An 18,509-nucleotide genomic window follows, 5' to 3' on the forward strand; every position below is an offset into this window, starting at 1 on the left:
TCAGACCACCTCCCTCTCTGCCGTGATCCGCCGGGCACGCGGGGAAACAGGAACTTCAAGATCAATTGGGGGTACCGGGTAACTGCCGGCCGGGCGCTTGGCGACCTGCTTCTCCATGGGCACTTCGACGGCCTTCTTCTTGCTGGGCCAGAAAAGTGCGCCGAGCAGGAGCAGGGCCACCGGGATGATCGCCCACAGCAGGTTATCGGTGTTCTGCGAGGTCTTGATGCCTGCCAGCACCACGATCCACACCAGGTTGGCCGGGATGAGCACCTTCCAGCCGAACCGCATGAACTGGTCGTAACGCAGCCGTGGCAACGTTCCGCGCAGCCACACGAAGATGAACAGCGCGATCAGCAGCTTGATGGTGAACCACAGCACCGGAAGCCAGCCTTGGTTGATCGCGTGTTCGGGGCCAAAGCCCGGGAAGCGCCAGCCGCCAAAGAACAACGTCACGGCCAGACCGGAGACGGTCACCATGTTGATGTATTCGGCGAGGAAGAACAGCGCGAACTTCAGCGAGGAGTATTCGGTGTGGAAACCACCGACGAGCTCCGACTCGGCCTCGGGAAGGTCGAACGGGGCACGGTTGGTCTCACCGACCGCCGAGATGGCGTAGATGATGAAGCTTGGCAGCAGCAAGACGACGTACCAGTTGGGGGTGGTGAAGCTCCAGCCACCCAGCACGTCCGGCACCGTGGTCTGTGACGATTCCGCTTGCGCCTTAACGATTTCAGACGTGCTCATCGTGCCGGACATCATGAAGACCGCCACAATGGACAGTCCCATCGCGACTTCGTAAGAAATCATCTGCGCGCTGGAGCGCAGACCACCCAGCAGTGGGTACGTCGAGCCCGACGCCCAGCCACTGAGCACGATGCCATAGATACCAAGGCCCGAGCACGCGAGCACGAGGAGCACCGCGACCGGGATGTCCGTCAGCTGCAACGGCGTCTTCTGGCCAAACAGCGAGACGATCGGCCCGAACGGCATGATCGCGAAAGCGGTGAACGCACAGATCGTCGAGATCACCGGTGCGATGAAGAAGACCACCTTGTCCGCCTTGAGCGGCATGATGTCTTCCTTGAACGCCAGCTTGAGACCGTCGGCGAGCGACTGCAGCAAACCGAAGGGACCGTTACGGTTCGGTCCGGGACGCACCTGCATCCGCGCGACGACGCGCCGCTCGTACCAAATCGTGAACAGGGTCATGACGACCAGGAACACGAAGACCGCGAGCACCTTGATCAGGACGATCCACCAGACGTCCTTGCCAAAGTCCGCAAGGGTCGGCATCATTTCGCGCCTCCAACCGTGACCACCGCGGCGGGGCCAAGCGTGCGGCGCACCGTGGAGCCGGGTGAGTTCGTCGGGAGCCAGACCACGTCATCTGGCATGTCTGTGATCTGCGCGGGCAGCGTGATCGTTCCGCGTTCGGTGCTGACGCTCACCGCGTCACCGTCGTTGAGGCCAAGCGTGTTAGCCCGGGCCTTCGACAGCAGCACCACCGCTGGACGCGCGGTGCCCATGAGGATGTCGTCGCCGTCGGTCATCGCCCCGAGGTCGAGCAGCATCGGCCAGGTCGCCAGCAGCGCCTGCCCGTCGGCGAGCGCCGGAAGCGTTTGCGCGGCAGCGACTGGCGCGTGCGGCCGGGCCGACTTCGTCGCCGGGAGGCTGCCGAGTTCCCGCTGCACCGAGTGCACGTCAGCGGTGCCAAGCTTCACGTTCAGCTGCGCCGCGATGGCGTCGAGCACCCGGCCGTCGCTCAGGTGAGCGCCGGTGTTGGGCGTGGCTAGTGCTTGCTCGAAGGTGCGCAGGCGGCCTTCCCAGTTCACATAGGAGCCAGCCTTTTCGGCCATTGCTGCCACAGGGAAGACCACGTCGGCGCGACGCGACACCGCCGACATTCGCAGTTCGAGGCTGACCAGGAACCCGACCTTGTCGAGAGCCTGCTCGGCCAGCTGCGGGTCGCTGAAGTCGCCCGGGTCGACGCCCGCGACGACCAGTGCGCCCATGCGTCCCTCCGCCGCGGCCTTCAGCTGAGCGTTGGCGTCGCGGCCAGCTCCGCTGGGCAGGTGCCCGGTGTTGAGGCCCCAGGCCTCGCTCAGCTCCACCCGCGCGGCCGCGTCGGTGACGGCCCGTCCGCCGGGAAGCAGGTTTGGCAGACAGCCCGCGTCAACCGCGCCCCGGTCGCCCGCGCGGCGTGGCATCCACACCAGCCGTGCGCCGCTGCGCGAAGCCAGCGCGGCAGCACCGGACAGTCCACCTGGGACAGTCGCGAGCCGCTCGCCGGCGATGATGATCGTGTCGCCGTCGGCACCCTCAAAGTCGGTCAGGGCGAAGGGTTCCCGGCCCGGCACCGCCTCAAGGAGCGTGGCGTTGAGCTTGGCCAGGCCGCGCGACAGGAACGCGCCAACCGCGGTCACCTTGAGCTTGCGCGCGCGAACAGCCTTACGCAGGCGCAGGAAGACGATCGGTGACTCCTCCTCGGGCTCAAAGCCCACGAGGACAACGTGTTTTGCCTTCTCCAAGTCGGCGTAGGTGACGCCGGGCTCATAGGCGGCAAGGAAGTCAGCTTCCTCACCGGACAGTGGACGCGACCGGAAGTCGATGTCGTTGGTCTGCAACACGACCCGGGCGAACTTGGCGTAGGCGTAAGCGTCTTCGACCGTCAGCCGGCCACCCGTCAACACCCCGACGCCATAGGCGCCATCACGGGCCGCCCGCAGACCTTCGGCCGCTTTCGCGAGCGCTTCGGTCCAGCTCGCCGGAACGAGCTCGCCTGTTGCCGAATCGCGGATCAGCGGAGAGGTCAGGCGGTCAAAAGCGTTGGCGTACTGGAAACCCCAGCGGCCCTTGTCACAGTTCCACTCTTCGTTGACCTGTGGGTCCTCACCGGCCAGGCGGCGCATGACCTTGCCACGGCGGTGGTCGGTGCGCTGCGCGCAACCGGCCGCGCAGTGCTCACACGAGCTTTCCGAGGACACCAGGTCGAATGGGCGGGCGCGGAAGCGGTACTGCGCACCGGTCAGGGCGCCCACTGGGCAGATCTGCACGGTGTTGCCGGAGAAGTAGGAGTTGAACGGGACGTCGCCTTCGTCGCCCGGCTCGCCGCCGTAAACCTCGTCGCGGTAGATGTTGATGGACTCGGCGGAGGAGCGATCCATCAGATCGATGAACTTGTCGCCCGCGATCTCATCGGAGAACCGGGTGCAGCGCTGGCAGAGCACGCAACGCTCACGGTCCAGCAGCACCTGCGAGGAGATGTTGATCGGCTTCTCGTACTCGCGCTTGTGCTCGTGGAAGCGGCTGTCCGTGCGGCCAGACTTCATGGCCTGGTTCTGCAGCGGGCACTCACCGCCCTTGTCGCACATGGGGCAGTCGAGCGGGTGGTTGATCAGCAGGAGTTCCATGATCCCCTCCTGCGCCTTCTTGGCCACAGGTGAGGTGCGGTGCGTGTTGACCACCATGCCGTCGGCGACGGTCTGGGTGCAGGAGGCCACCGGCTTGCGCTGACCCTCCACTTCGACCAGACACTGCCGGCAGGCACCGGCGGGCGCCAGCAACGGGTGATCACAGAACCGCGGGATCTCGATGCCCATCCGCTCCGCGGTGCGGATGACGAGCTCACCCTTCGGCGCGGTGACTTCGATCCCGTCGATGGTCAGCGTCACCTCATCGGTGCTCTTTACTACTTCCTGAGTCATCAGTGCGCTCCTGCCAAAGCCTTGGCGCTCAACTTCGGCGCGGTGCGCCCTTCGATGTAGTCCAGGTAGTCCTGCTTGAACCACTGCAGCGAGGACGTCACCGGGCTCGTCGCGCCGTCACCGAGGCCGCAGAAGGAGCGGCCCATGATGTTGTCGGCGGTGTCGAGCAGGGTGTCGAGGTCCTCGTGGGTGCCCTCGCCGGAAAGGATGCGCCGGTAAACCCGGACCATCCAGTAGTTGCCCTCACGGCACGGAGTGCACTTGCCGCAGGACTCGTGGTGGTAGAACTCCAGCCACCGGTAGGTCGCGTAGACCACACAGTCCTGATCGGAGAAGATCTGGGTCGCCGTGGTGCCGAGAATCGAACCCGCCGCGGCGACACCTTCGAAGTCCATCGGGGTGTCAATGTGTTGCGCGGCAAGCAAAGGCGTAGACGAGCCACCAGGCGTCCAGAACTTGAGCTCGTGCCCGTCCTGCATTCCGCCCGCGAGTTCGATGAGTTCCCGCAACGTAATGCCGAGACCACACTCGTATTGGCCCGGGTTCTTGATCCGCCCGGAGAGGCTGTAAATCATTGGCCCGCTTGACTTCTCGGTGCCCATCGACTTCCACCACGCCGCGCCACCGAGCACGATGTAGGGCACGCTCGCGATGGTGCCAACGTTGTTGACGACCGTGGGGCTCGCGTAGAGACCGTGCGTCGCTGGGAACGGGGGACGCAGGCGAGGCTGTCCCCGGAATCCTTCGAGGGAGTCCAGCAGCGCGGTTTCCTCACCGCAGATGTAGGCGCCCGCTCCACTGTGGACGACCAGGTCGAGGTCGAACCCGGTACCCAGAATGTTCTTGCCTAGGTAGCCAGCCTTGTAGGCCTCCTGAACAGCGTTGCGCAACCGGCGCGCGGCGTGAACCGCCTCGCCCCGGATGTAGATGTAAGCGCGGTTGGCGCGAATGGCATACGACGCGATGATGCAGCCCTCGATCAGCGAGTGCGGATCGTGCGTCATCAGCGGGAGGTCCTTGCACGTTCCCGGCTCGCCTTCGTCGGCGTTGACCACCAGGTAGTGCGGCTTGCCATCGTTTTGCGGGATGAAGCCCCACTTGAGCCCGGTCGGGAAGCCAGCGCCACCGCGGCCGCGCAGACCCGAGTCCTTGATCAGGGCGATGAGGTCATCGGGGTGGGCCTGCAGGGCTTTCTTGGCCGCGGCATAGCCATCGAGACGCTCGTAAACGTCGATGCGCCACGCATCGGGGGACAGCCAGCGCTTCGTGAGCACCGGCGTCAGCTTTTCGTAGACGCTCATGCTATGCCCTCCTACGTCGGCCATGCTGCCGCAACGCATTGAGCGGGCCCAGCCTCATGATTCGCTCGTGCAAGCACTCGCTCATGCCTTCTTCTCCGCCGTTGGGATCGGAGTGTTTATGTCAAAGCCCTTCGGGCTGACACCGTGCTTCTGCGCCAGCTTGAGACCGGCGAGGGTGGGATCACCCGCGACCCCATCGGCGACCGCACCGTCGCGGTCGTCGGCGAAACCGGCGAGCTGAATCGACATCTCCTTGAGCGTGCAAAGACGGGCACCGCGGCTGGGCTGCGGGCGCTCGCCCTGGCGCAGCTTGTCGACCAGCTCGACCGCACCATCGGGGTTGACCCCGTCGAAGAAGTCGTAGTTGACCGTCATGACCGGGCCATAGTCACAGGCCGCCAGACACTCGGCGTGCTCAAGCGTGATGGTCCCGTCAGCGGTGGTCTCGTCGTGCCCCACACCGAGGTGCTCGGTCAGCGCGTCGTAAACCGCTTGCCCGCCAAGGACATTGCACATGGTGTTGGTGCACACGCTGACGAGGAAGTCACCGGTCGGGCGGCGCTTGTACATCGTGTAGAAGCTCGCCACCGCACCAACGTTGGCCTTTTGCAGGCCCAGCTGGTCGGCGCAGAACTCGATGCCATCCGGGGAAACGTAACCCTCGACCGACTGCACCAGGTGCAGCATCGGCAGCAACGCTGAGCGCTGCTTGCCTTCGGGGTAGCGGGCGATGATTTCCTTTGCCCGGTCTTGGATCTCTTGGCTAAAGACAGTCATCGGTCACATCCACCCATCACGGGGTCAAGCGAGGCGCCGCCCGCGATCACATCGGCGAGCAAGCCACCCTCGGCCATGGCCGGAATCGCTTGCAGGTTCACAAAACTGGGCTCGCGGTAGTGCACCCGGTAAGGCCGTGTGCCACCGTCGGAAATCGCGTGTATACCAAGCTCGCCGCGCGGTGCCTCGATCTGCACATAGACCTGGCCCGGGGGCACCCGGAATCCTTCGGTCACCAGCTTGAAGTGGTGGATGAGGGATTCCATCGACTCGCCCATGATCTTCGCGACGTGCTCAAGCGAGTTGCCCATGCCGTCCACACCAACAGCGAGCTGGGCCGGCCAGGCGATCTTCTTGTCTTCCACCATGACCGGGCCCGGCCGCAGCCGGTCCAGGCATTGCTGAACGATTTTCAGCGACTCGCGCATCTCGCCGAGCCGCACTTGGTAGCGGCCCCACACGTCAGCGTCGTTAGACGTCGGAACGTCGAATTCGTATGTCTCGTAACCGCAGTAGGGCATCGTCTTACGCAGATCCCAGCCGAGGCCAGCGCTGCGCAGCACCGGACCGGTGATGCCGAGCGCCATGCAGCCGGTGACGTCCAGGACAGCGACGCCCTTGGTGCGCGCCTCCCAGATCGGCTGGCCGCTGAGTAGGTCCTCGTATTCCTTGATGCGCTTGGGCATGAAGCCGAGGAACTCTTTGATCTTCTTGATCGCCTCGGGCGGAACGTCTTGGCTGACGCCACCGGGGCGCACGTAAGCCATGTTCATCCGCAGGCCGGTAATCATCTCGAAGATGTCGAGGATGAACTCACGCTCACGGAACCCGTAGATCATCATGGACAGCGCGCCGAGCTCCATACCCGTGGTGGCAAGCCACACCAGGTGCGAGGAGATGCGGTTCAGCTCCATCATCATGACCCGGATAACCGTTGCCCGGTCAGGGATCTGCTCCTCGATGCCGAGCAGCTTCTCCACCGCGAGGCAGTAGCCCGTCTCGTTGAAGATCGGTGCGAGGTAGTCCATGCGGGTCACGAACGTGGTGCCCTGGGTCCAGTTGCGGAACTCCAGGTTCTTCTCGATGCCCGTGTGCAGATAACCCACGACCAGGCGGCAGTCGGTGACGGTCTCGCCTTCGAGTTCGAGCACCAGCCGCAGCACGCCGTGGGTCGACGGGTGCTGTGGGCCCATGTTGACGACGATTTTCTCGTCATGCAACGGATCGTGTCCGCTGATGATGTCGTCCCAGTCGCCACCGGTGACGGTGAAGACCTTGCCCTCGGTGGTTTCGCGTTCCGGTGCGTAGCTCATCGGTAGGACCGCCTCTGATCAGGTGGGGGGATCTCCACGCCCTTGTACTCGACCGGCACACCACCGAGCGGGTAATCCTTGCGCTGCGGGTATCCCTCCCAGTCATCCGGCATCAGGATCCGGGTCAGACCCGGGTGACCGTCGAAGATGATGCCGAACATGTCGTAGGTTTCCCGCTCCTGCCAGTCGGCGGTGGGGTAAATGCTCGTCACACTCGGCAGGTGGGGATCGTCCACAGTGACCGCGCACTCCAGACGGATCCGGCGGCGGTAGGTCATGGACGTGAGGTGATAGACCGCGTGCAGGCGGCGCTCGTCGGAGCCGAAGTAGTCGGCACCCGACACTGAGGAGCAAAGCTCGTAACGCAACGACGGATCGTCACGCATGATGGCGCACACTTCAGCGATCTTCGACGGGACAATGTGGAGCGTCAGCTCACCACGGTCAACGACGACCCGCTCGATCGCGTCATTGAACCCCGGGTAGGCCTCTTCGAGGGCGTCGACAACTTCGTCGAAATCGCCGCCGAACGGCCGCTGGGACTCCAGCACCGGGGACTTGCGGGTGACGAGGCCACCGAAGCCAGACGTGTCACCGGACCCGCCGACTCCGAACATGCCGTGCTCGGTCATACGTGCGTCCCCCGTTCCATCCACTTCTGAATGCGCAGCTGCTCTTCTTTGCCTTCAGCCGCGGCCTTTTCCCACTCCGCGCGCAGCTTCTTGTTGTGGCTGTAGCTCGACGGCATCGACCCAGGAGCGACGACCGGCTTGCCGTAGCGCGCTTCCTTCTCGGCCTTCATCTTTTCGCCGTTCTTGCCGAGCGGCTCCGCCATGATCTTCTCGTGCAGTTTGAGGATCGCGTCGAGGAGCATCTCGGGGCGCGGCGGGCAACCCGGCAGGTACATGTCGACCGGCACGATGTGGTCGACGCCCTGAACGATCGCGTAGTTGTTGAACATGCCGCCCGACGAGGCACAGACACCCATCGACAGCACCCACTTCGGGTCGGGCATCTGGTCGTAGATCTGGCGCAGCACCGGGGCCATCTTCTGGCTCACGCGGCCGGCCACGATCATCAGGTCGGCCTGACGCGGCGAGGCCCGGAAGACCTCCATGCCCCAGCGCGCGGTGTCATAACGGGCCGCACCGGTCGCCATCATCTCGATCGCGCAGCAGGCCAAACCGAAGGTGGCAGGCCAGAACGAGGCCTTACGCGTCCAGTTGACCAGGCCCTGCACCGTGGTGAGGAGAACCCCTGAGGGAAGTTTCTCTTCGAGTCCCATGCTTTAGTCCCAATCCAAGCCGCCGCGCCGCCACACGTACGTATAGGCGATGAACACGGTGATGATGAAGATGACCATCTCAACGAAACCGAAGACGCCCAGCATGTTGAAGCTGACAGCCCAGGGATAAAGGAAGATGATCTCAATGTCGAAGACGATGAAGAGCATCGCGGTCAAGTAGAACTTGACCGGGAACCGGCCGCCACCAATGGGTTGCGGTGTCGGTTCGATGCCACACTCATAGGCATCAAGCTTGGCCCGGTTAAACCGGCGTGGCCCGATGAAGGGTGCCGCCGCCACGGAGAACAGCCCAAAGGCTCCGGCGAGCGCGAACAGGCCCACGATGGGCACATATGCGGAAAGTGACATCAGGCTTACCTAGTCTCGATCACTAGTCATCATGGCGATCCTCACCTGTTGTGCCTCTATACAGCGGGCGCCACGCGGGACATGGCGTTGATGATCCGGTCCATGGCATCGCCGCCACGGGGGTCGGTCAGGTTCGCCAGAAGCTTCAGCACAAACCGCATCAACGTCGGGTGCGGCATGCCGTGCTTCGTCGCGATCTTCATGACCTGTGGGTTGCCGATGAGCTTTACGAAGACCCCACCGAGCCGGTAATACCCACCGAAGCGGCTCTTGAGTTCTTGTGGATAGGCGTGCAACGCGAGTTCGCGTGCCTGACCCGCCGGGCGGGCCAGTGCCTGCAGGGCGATCTCCGCGGCCAGCTGGCCTGATTCCATCGCGTAGGCGATGCCCTCACCGTTGAAGGGATTGACCATGCCACCGCTATCGCCAACAAGCATCATTCCACGGGCGTAGTGCGGCGTACGGTTAAAGCCCATAGGTAGTGCGGCACCAAGAATCTTGCCGTCGGCGTTGGCCTCGTCCGTCAGGCCCCACTCGGGCGGCGTCGCGGCCATCCAGTCGCTGAGCATCTGGCGGTAGTTGGTCTGCTGATAGGCCTTGGAGGAGTTCAGCACCCCGAGCCCAACGTTGATCCGGCCGTCGCCGAGCCCGAAGATCCAGCCATAGCCGGGCAGCAGGTTGTCGCCTGCTTCCTTGCTCCGCAGCTCGAGCCACGACTCCAGATAATCGTCGTCAGCTTTGACCGCGCAGCGGTAGTAGCGGCGGACCGCCACGCCCATCGGCCGGTCGTCACGCTTGTTGTAGCCGAGTGCTTGCGGGAACTTGCCCGACACACCATCAGCCGCGATCACCAGAGGAGCCCGGAAGACCTTGTCACCAGCGGGGGTGCTGACCTCAACGCCGGTAACTCGCGCTTGCGCGTCGAGCAGGGGTGCCGTCACCTTGTGACCCGTCAGGAGCGTGGCTCCGGCTTTGACCGCCTGCTTGGCGAGCATGTCGTCAAAGTCCAGCCGCGTGCGCACCAGCCCGAAATCCGGGTAGGCGGCCAGCTCTGGCCACTTCAGCTCAAGCCGCAGGCCACCGCCGATCACACGCAGCCCCTTGTTTTGCAGCCAGCCAGCTTCTGGGGACACGTCAATCCCCATGTCGATGAGCTGCTTGACCGCCCGTGGGGTCAGCCCGTCGCCGCAGACCTTCTCCCGCGGGAACTCGGTCTTTTCCAGCAACAGCACCTTCGCACCGTGCTTGGCCAGGTGGTATGCGGTAGCCGACCCACCGGGCCCGGCCCCAACGACAATCACGTCGGCATCGACATCGGTCTGAGTCATGGTCACCTCCACCGGCCCGAGCTTTGATCCTTAACGCTCGTGAAAGTCTTCACAAGCGCGTCCGTCGGGCAGTCTAGGCCTGTATCAGGACCCTAGATAAGTTAGGCGACCCTAAGTTGCTGTTTGCCCCGCGAGAGCCAGTGCGGCGAGGGTGGAATCAACCAAAGAGGCATCACCTTTGGCGCGGCGCAACCGCAGCGCTTCCCAGAAACAGGTGATGGCAGCCGACCGCTGTCCGGCCTCAAGGTAGTGCTTGCCAAGGTGCTGCAAGGCGAAATCAAGCAACAGCTGATTCTCCGCGCGGGCTTGCTTCACGGCCCGCTGATATTCGGTGTACGCCGCGCGCAGGTCACCGTGATAACGGAACGCGTCGCCAAGGTTGATGCGTGCTTTGATCTCCGTATCACTGTCCCTATTGGAGACCGCATCGGTGACGACGCCGTCGAGGATCACGACCGCCTCGCTGTAGTTCCCCAGGGCGATCAGCCCGAGCCCGAGCCGGCGACGGCTGGCCGCATCCGTAGCGCCACGAAGTTCCTCCACGGACCGCTGCAAAGCGACCGCGTCGGCAGGCACCATCCGAAGGCGATCATCGAGCGTGATCAGATCGTCCATCGCCTCACCATAGGGGTGTAGCGGCTATTTTCTCAGTCGTTGCAACGGGATTGATAGGTAGCTCACGCGCGGGCTCGTCATTGTTACCCACACCATAACGTCGGCAGGCACGGCGCACCCGTGCTGTCACCAGACGCTGATAGTCAGCGCTCGCATAGGCGCGCTCTCGATAGAGCCGAGCGTAAAGCGGCATCAGATCCGGGTAGTTCTGCTGGATCCAGCCGAGGTACCACTCGCGGGCGCCAGGGCGCAGATGCAGCACGATCGGTGTGATGCTGACCGCACCCGAGGCTGCGATGGCCGCCACAGTGCGGTCGATCACGTCCTCGGTGTCGGTGAGACCCGGCAGGATCGGCGCCATCAGCACGGGAATCCGCAACCCGGCATCGGTTAACTCGCGCACCGCCTGAAGCCGCCGCATCGGCGATGGCGTGCCTGATTCGACGAGACGCCATAGTTCCTCATCGATCAGCCCCACCGAGAAGGCGACCGACACGCGTGCCCGCTCCCCAAGCTTCAGCAGCAGCGGCAGATCGCGCAGGACCAGCGTGCCCTTGGTGAGAATGGACAGTGGATTACGGAAGTCGATCAGCGCTTGGATGATGCCAGGCATCAGCTGATAGCGGCCCTCGGCACGCTGGTAACAATCCACATTGGTGCCCATCGCGATGCTGTGCCCGCCCCACCGCGCGGAAGACAACTCGCGCCGCAGCACTTCGACCGCGTTCACCTTGACGACGATCTTCGAGTCGAAGTCGTGCCCAGCATCGAGATCGAGATAGGTGTGTGTCTTGCGGGCGAAGCAGTTGTGGCTGATCACTCCGTCGGCGATGAAGTCACCGGTGCCCGTGGTGATGTCCCACATCGGCATCTCGTGCCCGATCGCTTCGATCGACAGCACTTCCCTTGGCGCAGGACGCTCCTCCTGCAGCACGGACAGCGGCCCGTCGTTGGCCAGGCCCAGCACCCGGGACCCTGGCGTCAAGAAGGGGCGCAGTCCGGGCCCGCCCACGGAAGCGGTCACGTGCTTCCATCCGCTGTCAGTCAGGAAGCGATGATCGCTGCTCGCCAACAGAACGGTGCCGTCATCAAGGACAAGACGGTAGGCGGCTTTCACCGTCGGCCATTTAGCCAGCACCGTGGTGATCGTGTAGCGCCGCGACTGTCCTTCCGGGACGGTGCCGACGATCGCGTCACCAATCTCAATGTCTTGCAACAGCCGCCACGTGCCGTCGGGCAACAGGATCGGCGTATCGCCCGCCAGGCAATAGGTGCACGCGTGCGAACAGCCCCGGTAGGGATTGATGGTGTATTCGAACCCCATGCGGCTCTGCCCGAGTTTGTTGATCAGAGACTTGGCATTGACTTCATAGAACGTCATGCCCGCGAACCCAGGCGTGTTGAAGGTGCGCCGCACCATGCCGGGCAGCAGATGGTCAGGTTCTTCCTCGGTCAAGCCAGTCCAGCGCACCAGCTCATTCAAACACACGTTCGAAAACATCTACAAGGGCGGCGCCCGGTTGCCGTGACCGTCGGCAACCGGGCGCCTGAGGAAAGACCGTTATCCGGTAACGGAAACGACCGTTGACGCGATCTCTGACGTGCCATTTCCGTAACTGACAACGCCGAGATAGCGAACCCCTGCCGTCAGACCGGACCAGCCGATCGTGACGGTCGCACTGGCACCGAGCGTCACAGCCTGCGACGCCGGGGTGGCCGTGAAGTTTCCAGCCGATCCCGGTGCCACGACCCAGTGGTTGTGCTTGGCGGTAACCCCGGTTTCACCGGGCGCCAAGGCGAACGCCACGACGTAAATGTCGTAACTGCCCGCACCGAGGGTGACTGATTCTTCTGACGTGCCACCGGCACTCAGGCCGACCTGGCTGGCGGTGCCCGCCTGGTACACGAACATATCCAGGTCTGTTCCGGACAGATAGTCCGATTCAAACGTGGAGAACCGTCCGAGCTTGCTGCCCGCTGGCACCGTGACCGTCACCTTGCCCACGCCGGGACCCACAGCGGGGGCGGCCTGGTTGAAGTTGGGCTGAGTGCCAGTGATCGCGAGGTTGGTCACCGTGGCGGCGACCAATCCGTTGGGGGCAGCCGTCAGCGTTCCGGTGTATCCAGCCTTGGCTGAGACAGCGACCGATCCGCTGGCGCCAGTTCCGCTAATAGCGGTGGGAACGCCAAGCTGCACCGGGCGAACCGCGATCGGGCTGCGCACGACGTGGTCGCGCTTACCGAGCGGTCCGTTGGTGCCCGGGAACTCTTTCCACGTCAAGGATCCGAACGTATACGCCCCAAACGCGGCCGAAGTACGTGTGATCTTGACGGTGAACGAGGCGGTCTGGCCCTTGGGAATGATGAGTGCCTCAGGCGAAACCTTGACCGTGGTACCAGGTGGGGCCTGAACCTGAGCCTGGTAGATCACCGCGTGGTTGCTGGTGTTCGTGACCTTGCGGGTAATGGTTTGCGTCCCGGGCAGGTCACCGACGGCGATCGACGGGTAGTTCAGGTCGCTGGGGTCGATGGAGCCCGTGATGTCACAGGTCCCATCCGTGAGCTGACCGGTGCCGCAGATGAAGCGAATCCAGTCAGTGTAAGAAGAGTCGTAGACCAGACCCGGGTCAAACGAGCGACCCGAATTCACGTGACCGGAACCGAAGTCCAGCGGGGTGGCGTTAACGGCACCACGCTGAATCGGCGCACCGGTGTTGTCGGTCTGCGACGCGGTCGTCATGAGGGCCGACTTGACCCAGATCGGCGACCAGGTGGGGTGCTTGCTCCGGACTAGGGCGGCCAAACCAGCGATGTGCGGGCTGGACATCGAAGTGCCAGAGAGCGCGTTGTAAAGGTTGCCGTTGTTACCGGTCGGTGAAACCGCCGCGATAACGTCGACACCCGGTGCGGTGATGTCCGGCTTAAGCAGGTCACCATCGCCTGACAGGGCAGGACCGGCCGACGAGAAGGAAGCCACGTTGGGCGCCCGCCCGATCGACGGTGTCCCGGCGGAAAGCGACGCGGTCGCACCAGCGGTCGCGGCGTATGCCTTGATAGCCAAGCCATTCGCGCTTTGCAGGTGAACCGTTGGCACATAGTGGAAGTCAGCGTTCAGCGAGCTGTCAGGGCTGTTGTACAACACCATCCCGACGCCGCCCGTGTTCTTGACTTCCAGGCTCTTGTCAACGCGAGCGTTGACGCCGCGCTTGCACAGCACGATCTTTCCGGCCACGAGCGCCGGGTCAAGCGTGCCGAGGAAGCAAAGTTCCGCTTCAGCCGGGTTGGCGCCCGCCTTCGCCGCCGCGACCGAGTCGATGAGACCCGTCGAAGCGACAGCCGGTCCGGCACCAACACCCGTGTAGGTCGCGCCGTTTCCGAGCGTGACCGACTTGGTGAAGTTGCGGTCGTGAGTGGACGCCGCAACCGTGGTCAGCCAGGGCGAGTTGTGCGCGACGGTGGTCGCGCCCGGGCCGGAGTTACCGGCTGAGGCGGCCACAAACACGCCAGCGGCGGCGGCGTTGAAGAACGCCACCTCCACCGGGTCCAAAACGGACGTACGCGAACCGGAAATGGAGTAGTTGAGCACATCCACACCGTCGGCGATAGCGTCCTCGATAGCGTTGACACTGTCGAACGTGCCACAGCCACCGGCCCAGCAGACCTTGTAAACACCAATGCGCGCGGCTGGAGCCATACCGGAGGCGGTGCCTACGGAAACCCCATTGATGACCGCGTTGACGCCGTGGTTGCCCGCGGCGGTCGAAGCGGTGTGCGAGCCGTGCGAGTCGTCATCGCGAGGCGAGAGCGACTCCCAGCTTTCCGAAAGCCCGGCATCGTTGTAATACCGGGCGCCGATCACCTTGTTGTTGCACGACACCGTATTCGTGGCACCTTCATCACAGGTGCCCGACCACTTGCCGTCGATGATCGCCTGGTCCGGGCGCGGTTCTGACAGCGGGGCGAAACTGGGGCTCTCGGGCCAGAAGCCGGTGTCGATGACACCGACAATCACGCCGAGGCCAGCGTTCGCGTCGCCGCCGAACTGCTTCTGCCACACCCCTGAACTTCCCTCCAGGCCGAGGAAGGCTGGGGTGGAGATGGTGTCCAGCTTGCGGACCTCATCTTTGATAACGGCTAGCACGCCTTCCGTGCGCGCAAGCTTGGTCGCCTGCGTCCCGGAAAGCTTTGCCGCGAAACCATTGAAGACGACATCGAGGTCGCCTGCCTTCTGCTTCGCGTCAACACCGGCCGCTTTGAGCGCCCGGTCGTGCTGTGCCTTCAGATGTTGGCGGTATGCCTTGGCTTGGGCGGACTTGAGGTCCACTTTGGACCCAGCGGCTGGCTTGGTCGCTGCCAAACCCGCCACCCCACCGGTGTATGACGCCAGAGGCGCACCAGCCATCTGAACGATGTAGAGCTGGGTGGACTTTGGTGCAGCAGGCGCTGCCGCCTGTGCACTGCCGGCAATCGTCACCACGGATGCGGTCATCACCGCGGCGACGATGGTGCCTTTGAATGACACTGACAAACCTCCCTAGGCTCCTGCACGCACAACTCATGCTGTGCAGCCATCCGCCGAGCCTAAAGGACGTCGCTAATCCTTGTCGATTTATTGATTTTCTGCGGTGGGCGCTTCCGCCCATTCCAGATATGCCGGGCTAACGAGTTTCGGTGACAGTTTTGTCATCCGCGCGGTTATGCGGCGCGGCGGGTGGCCCGGTGCAACGCGACGATGCCGCCAGAGAGATTGCGCCAGCCCACTTTTTCCCATTCGTTCTCGCCGATAATCGAGGCGAACTCCTGCTGATTGGGCCACGACCGGATCGACTCGGCCAGATAGACGTAGGCCTCCGGGTTCGACGACACCCGGCGCGCGACGGCTGGCAATGACCGCATCAGGTATTGCAGATAGACCTTGCGGAACGGTCCGTTGGTGGGATGGGAGAACTCGCAGATGACTAGCCGTCCGCCGGGCTTGGTCACGCGCGCCAGCTCGCGCAGGGCGGCGGGGGTGTTAGCCACGTTGCGGATGACGAATGATGTCGTGACGGCGTCAAAAGTCTTGTCCGGGAACGGAAGCGCGAGCGCGTCGGCCGCGACGAGCGGGACATGCGGGCGCACGCGCCGCCCGACTTTCAGCATGCCGAGCGAAATGTCCACGCCGACAACGAAAGCACCAGACTTGGCCAGTTCTTCAGTGGACACTCCCGTGCCCGCGCCGAGATCGAGAACCTTCTCGCCCGGCTTGAGCTGAAGTGCCGCTCGTGTTGACTTGCGCCACGACTTGTCCTGGCCGAAGGAAAGAACCGTATTCGTGGTGTCGTATTTCTCCGCGACACCGTCGAACATCGCCGCGATCTCGTGCGGCTCCTTGTCCAGATCGGCCCTCATGACTTGGCCGAAACGAGCGGGAGCTGACGGTTGACAATCGACGAGAAGTGCGAGGTGACCCGATCATCGGTCGGATCGTCCTCGGGTGTCCAATGCACCGCCAAGTGACGGTAAAGCGTGTCGCGCTGCGCCGGAATGCGGCCGGCGGTCCGGATGAGCTGGATCAAGTCGTGCAGATTCGAGCGGTGCTTGGCACCGGCCGAGGAGATGACGTTTTCCTCCAGCATGATCGAGCCAAGGTCGTCGACGCCCATGTGCAACGCGAGCTGGCCGACATCCTTGCCTGTCGTCAGCCAGGACGCCTGCAAGTGGTTGACGTTGTGGAAGAACAGCCGGGCCACCGCGATAAGCCTCAGGTATTCCAGCGACGTGGCCTGAGTACGCCCCTTGAGGTGGTTGTTTTCTGGCTGATAGGTCCACGGAATGAAGGCGCGGAACCCGCCGGTCTTGTCCTGAACATCGCGGATCATGCGCATGTGCTCGATGCGTTCGGCGTTGGTCTCGCCGGTGCCCATCATCATGGTCGCGGTCGACTCGATGCCGACCCCGTGCGCGACTTCCATGACTTCGAGCCAGCGTGCGCCTGATTCCTTCAGCGGGGCGATCGCCTTGCGTGGCCGGTCGGGCAGCATCTCCGCACCGGCTCCGGCGATGGAGTCGAGCCCGGCCGCCTTGATCGCGACCACCGCGTCCTCAATGGACACTCCGCTGACCTTGGCCATGTGCAGGATCTCCGACGGCCCGATCGAGTGGATCACGAGCTGTGGATAAGCCTTCTTCACCGAGCTGAACAGATTCACGTAGTAATCGACGCCGTAGTCGGGGTGGTGCCCACCTTGCAGCATCACCTGCGTCGCGCCGAGATCAACCGCCTCGCCGCAGCGGCGCAGGATCTCTTCGGTGTCGTGGCTCCAGCCCTCAGCGTGCTTGGGCGCCCGGTAGAAGGCGCAGAACTTGCACGCGGTGACGCAAACATTCGTGTAGTTGATGTTGCGGTCGATGAGGTAGGTGACGATGCCTTCGGGGTAGCGGGTGCGCCTGACGTTGTCAGCGGCCTCCCCTAGCGCATGAAACGGCGCCTCGGTGTAGAGCAGCAGCGCCTCCTCCTCCGAGATGCGCCCACCATCAGCCGCCCGCTGGAGAATCTCTGAAATCACCACACTCATCGGGAAACTCCAAAACCGGGAGTTTCCCGATGAGGCACTAGGCACCCTGCAACATTGGTTCGCTCCGCAAGCTCGCTCACAAGTCCGAGCTTACGTGAGGCGTCACGAGGCGGTCAGGTGCCCATCCTCACGTTGCGTTGGCGGTGACCTGATACTTCAGCATCATGATGCCCGTGTCGGCGAAGGTCTCCGACGCGGAAAGCCGCAGATCGAGCCGCTCCGGAAACAGCGGCCGCCCTTGCCCCAAGGCGACCGGCGCCACCCCGAGCCAGATCTCGTCGACGACACCCGCTTTGACGAGCGACTGGGCCAGCGAGATGCTTCCCCAAACGACAATCGCCTGGCCGGGCTCCTGCTTAAGCTGGGCGATCCGCTCCGCCGGACGTCCACTCGCATCGAGCTCGGCCGCTGGCCAGTCACCCCAAGGCGCGGCGGCGAGCGTCGTCGAGAACACCACTTTCCGCAGACCGTTCAGCTTGTCGGCAATCAGCTCGCTCTTCGACTCGGGAGTCGGCCAGAAGCCCGCGAATATCTCGTAGGTCCGCGCTCCCAGCACCATCGTGTCGATGCCGTCGAGCTCCTGCAGCATCCGCCGGTCGACGTCACCACCCACGGCCGCCCAGTCAAGGCCACCCTCCGCGTCCGCCGCGAATCCATCGACCGAAACATATTCGTGCACGATGACTATGCGCATAAGCCTCAGTCTTGCACCAATGAAAGTGGCCCACGCGGCAAAGCGTGGGCCACTTTCAGTCTTGGTCAGCTCAGGAAATAGCCCGCCACGTCAGCGATCAGATGAGCGCCGCCAGAGTTGTTCTGCAAGGTCACCTTCCCATCCGTACCAAGCTTCACCGTCACCAAGTTCGGAATCGTCTGCCCCGCAACAAAGTTGAGGTTCGACGCAACAGGTGCAGCCGTCCCCGTCGGGTAGACAATCACGTGCCCAGCGGTCGTCGGTTCGGTGACCGTCACGTTGAGGACGACGGCCGCGGCTCCCGATGCCGGAACACCGCCCCGGCCAGCGCACTGGAGCACGACCGCCGCAAATCCCGCGATCGGCCCCGTGGGCGCGCCGTTGCCCGACCGGGTGTCGAGCACGCGCGACGGTGCCAGGGCGACAAACGTACCGGGCAAAGTGGGTGTTCCGGCGACGTAATAGCCCGCCACGTCAGCGATCAGATGAGCGCCGCCAGAGTTGTTCTGCAACGTCACCTTCCCATCCGTACCAAGCTTCACCGTCACCAAGTTCGGAATCGT

General features: G+C 63.7%; 14 protein-coding genes and 2 pseudogenes. All 16 read right to left on the reverse strand.

Annotated features, from left to right (window positions below):
* Nucleotides 1-1,299 (reverse strand): NADH-quinone oxidoreductase subunit NuoH, encoded by a 1,299-nt coding sequence (gene nuoH, locus A3E1_RS0138000; protein ID WP_020526076.1) that lies wholly within the window; start codon nucleotides 1,297-1,299, stop codon nucleotides 1-3.
* Nucleotides 1,296-3,707 (reverse strand): NADH-quinone oxidoreductase subunit G, encoded by a 2,412-nt coding sequence (locus A3E1_RS0138005; protein ID WP_020526077.1) that lies wholly within the window; start codon nucleotides 3,705-3,707, stop codon nucleotides 1,296-1,298. The genes nuoH and A3E1_RS0138005 overlap by 4 nt, the downstream gene beginning before the upstream one ends.
* Nucleotides 3,707-5,008, reverse strand: a complete 1,302-nt coding sequence (gene nuoF, locus A3E1_RS0138010; RefSeq protein WP_020526078.1) for an NADH-quinone oxidoreductase subunit NuoF — start codon at nucleotides 5,006-5,008, stop codon at nucleotides 3,707-3,709. The genes A3E1_RS0138005 and nuoF overlap by 1 nt, the downstream gene beginning before the upstream one ends.
* A 105-nt stretch (nucleotides 5,009-5,113) precedes the next feature.
* Nucleotides 5,114-5,785: pseudogene (gene nuoE / locus A3E1_RS0138015) on the reverse strand (NADH-quinone oxidoreductase subunit NuoE); the annotation flags it as partial.
* Nucleotides 5,782-7,098 (reverse strand): NADH-quinone oxidoreductase subunit D, encoded by a 1,317-nt coding sequence (locus tag A3E1_RS0138020; protein WP_020526080.1) that lies wholly within the window; start codon nucleotides 7,096-7,098, stop codon nucleotides 5,782-5,784. The pseudogene nuoE and the gene A3E1_RS0138020, both read right to left, overlap by 4 nt.
* Nucleotides 7,095-7,730, reverse strand: coding sequence for an NADH-quinone oxidoreductase subunit C (locus A3E1_RS0138025; RefSeq protein WP_020526081.1), 636 nt, complete (start codon nucleotides 7,728-7,730; stop codon nucleotides 7,095-7,097). The genes A3E1_RS0138020 and A3E1_RS0138025 overlap by 4 nt, the downstream gene beginning before the upstream one ends.
* Complete coding sequence (locus A3E1_RS0138030) at nucleotides 7,727-8,383, reverse strand: NuoB/complex I 20 kDa subunit family protein (protein ID WP_020526082.1); 657 nt, start codon at nucleotides 8,381-8,383, stop codon at nucleotides 7,727-7,729. Before A3E1_RS0138030 ends, A3E1_RS0138025 begins: the two co-directional genes overlap by 4 nt.
* A gap of 3 nt (nucleotides 8,384-8,386) precedes the next feature.
* Nucleotides 8,387-8,752 carry an NADH-quinone oxidoreductase subunit A gene (locus A3E1_RS0138035; RefSeq protein WP_020526083.1) on the reverse strand — a complete coding sequence of 122 codons (366 nt, stop codon included), beginning with the start codon at nucleotides 8,750-8,752 and terminating at the stop codon, nucleotides 8,387-8,389.
* A 56-nt stretch (nucleotides 8,753-8,808) separates the two neighbouring features.
* Nucleotides 8,809-10,080, reverse strand: a complete 1,272-nt coding sequence (locus A3E1_RS0138040) for a geranylgeranyl reductase family protein (RefSeq protein WP_026209243.1) — start codon at nucleotides 10,078-10,080, stop codon at nucleotides 8,809-8,811.
* Nucleotides 10,081-10,191: 111 nt separating this feature from the next.
* A complete protein-coding gene (locus tag A3E1_RS0138045) occupies nucleotides 10,192-10,695 on the reverse strand; it encodes a hypothetical protein (RefSeq protein WP_020526085.1) in 504 nt (167 codons plus the stop codon).
* Nucleotides 10,696-10,699: 4 nt separating this feature from the next.
* Nucleotides 10,700-12,184: an Rv2578c family radical SAM protein gene (locus A3E1_RS0138050; RefSeq protein WP_157631986.1), complete on the reverse strand. Its 1,485-nt coding sequence runs from the start codon at nucleotides 12,182-12,184 to the stop codon at nucleotides 10,700-10,702.
* Nucleotides 12,185-12,256: 72 nt separating this feature from the next.
* Nucleotides 12,257-15,217 (reverse strand): S8 family peptidase, encoded by a 2,961-nt coding sequence (locus tag A3E1_RS0138055; RefSeq protein WP_020526087.1) that lies wholly within the window; start codon nucleotides 15,215-15,217, stop codon nucleotides 12,257-12,259.
* A 173-nt stretch (nucleotides 15,218-15,390) separates the two neighbouring features.
* Nucleotides 15,391-16,086: a demethylmenaquinone methyltransferase gene (locus A3E1_RS0138060; RefSeq protein ID WP_020526088.1), complete on the reverse strand. Its 696-nt coding sequence runs from the start codon at nucleotides 16,084-16,086 to the stop codon at nucleotides 15,391-15,393.
* The gene (mqnC, locus tag A3E1_RS0138065) at nucleotides 16,083-17,252 is read right to left on the reverse strand and encodes a cyclic dehypoxanthinyl futalosine synthase (RefSeq protein ID WP_020526089.1); all 1,170 of its coding nucleotides are present in this window, start codon (nucleotides 17,250-17,252) and stop codon (nucleotides 16,083-16,085) included. Before mqnC ends, A3E1_RS0138060 begins: the two co-directional genes overlap by 4 nt.
* A gap of 127 nt (nucleotides 17,253-17,379) precedes the next feature.
* The gene (locus A3E1_RS0138070; protein ID WP_020526090.1) at nucleotides 17,380-17,946 is read right to left on the reverse strand and encodes a dihydrofolate reductase family protein; all 567 of its coding nucleotides are present in this window, start codon (nucleotides 17,944-17,946) and stop codon (nucleotides 17,380-17,382) included.
* A gap of 65 nt (nucleotides 17,947-18,011) precedes the next feature.
* A pseudogene (locus A3E1_RS46585) lies at nucleotides 18,012-18,509 on the reverse strand (hypothetical protein); the annotation flags it as partial.

The sequence above is a fragment of the Catelliglobosispora koreensis DSM 44566 genome (assembly GCF_000379685.1).
GTDB lineage: Bacteria > Actinomycetota > Actinomycetes > Mycobacteriales > Micromonosporaceae > Catelliglobosispora > Catelliglobosispora koreensis.

Coding starts and splice junctions, on each gene's coding strand:
- nuoH (WP_020526076.1), bottom strand. CDS start 1,299: ATGATGCCGACCCTTGCGGACTTTGGCAAGGACGTCTGGTGGATCGTC.
- A3E1_RS0138005 (WP_020526077.1), bottom strand. CDS start 3,707: ATGACTCAGGAAGTAGTAAAGAGCACCGATGAGGTGACGCTGACCATC.
- nuoF (WP_020526078.1), bottom strand. CDS start 5,008: ATGAGCGTCTACGAAAAGCTGACGCCGGTGCTCACGAAGCGCTGGCTG.
- A3E1_RS0138020 (WP_020526080.1), bottom strand. CDS start 7,098: ATGAGCTACGCACCGGAACGCGAAACCACCGAGGGCAAGGTCTTCACC.
- A3E1_RS0138025 (WP_020526081.1), bottom strand. CDS start 7,730: ATGACCGAGCACGGCATGTTCGGAGTCGGCGGGTCCGGTGACACGTCT.
- A3E1_RS0138030 (WP_020526082.1), bottom strand. CDS start 8,383: ATGGGACTCGAAGAGAAACTTCCCTCAGGGGTTCTCCTCACCACGGTG.
- A3E1_RS0138035 (WP_020526083.1), bottom strand. CDS start 8,752: ATGTCACTTTCCGCATATGTGCCCATCGTGGGCCTGTTCGCGCTCGCC.
- A3E1_RS0138040 (WP_026209243.1), bottom strand. CDS start 10,080: ATGACTCAGACCGATGTCGATGCCGACGTGATTGTCGTTGGGGCCGGG.
- A3E1_RS0138045 (WP_020526085.1), bottom strand. CDS start 10,695: ATGGACGATCTGATCACGCTCGATGATCGCCTTCGGATGGTGCCTGCC.
- A3E1_RS0138060 (WP_020526088.1), bottom strand. CDS start 16,086: ATGAGGGCCGATCTGGACAAGGAGCCGCACGAGATCGCGGCGATGTTC.
- mqnC (WP_020526089.1), bottom strand. CDS start 17,252: ATGAGTGTGGTGATTTCAGAGATTCTCCAGCGGGCGGCTGATGGTGGG.
- A3E1_RS0138070 (WP_020526090.1), bottom strand. CDS start 17,946: ATGCGCATAGTCATCGTGCACGAATATGTTTCGGTCGATGGATTCGCG.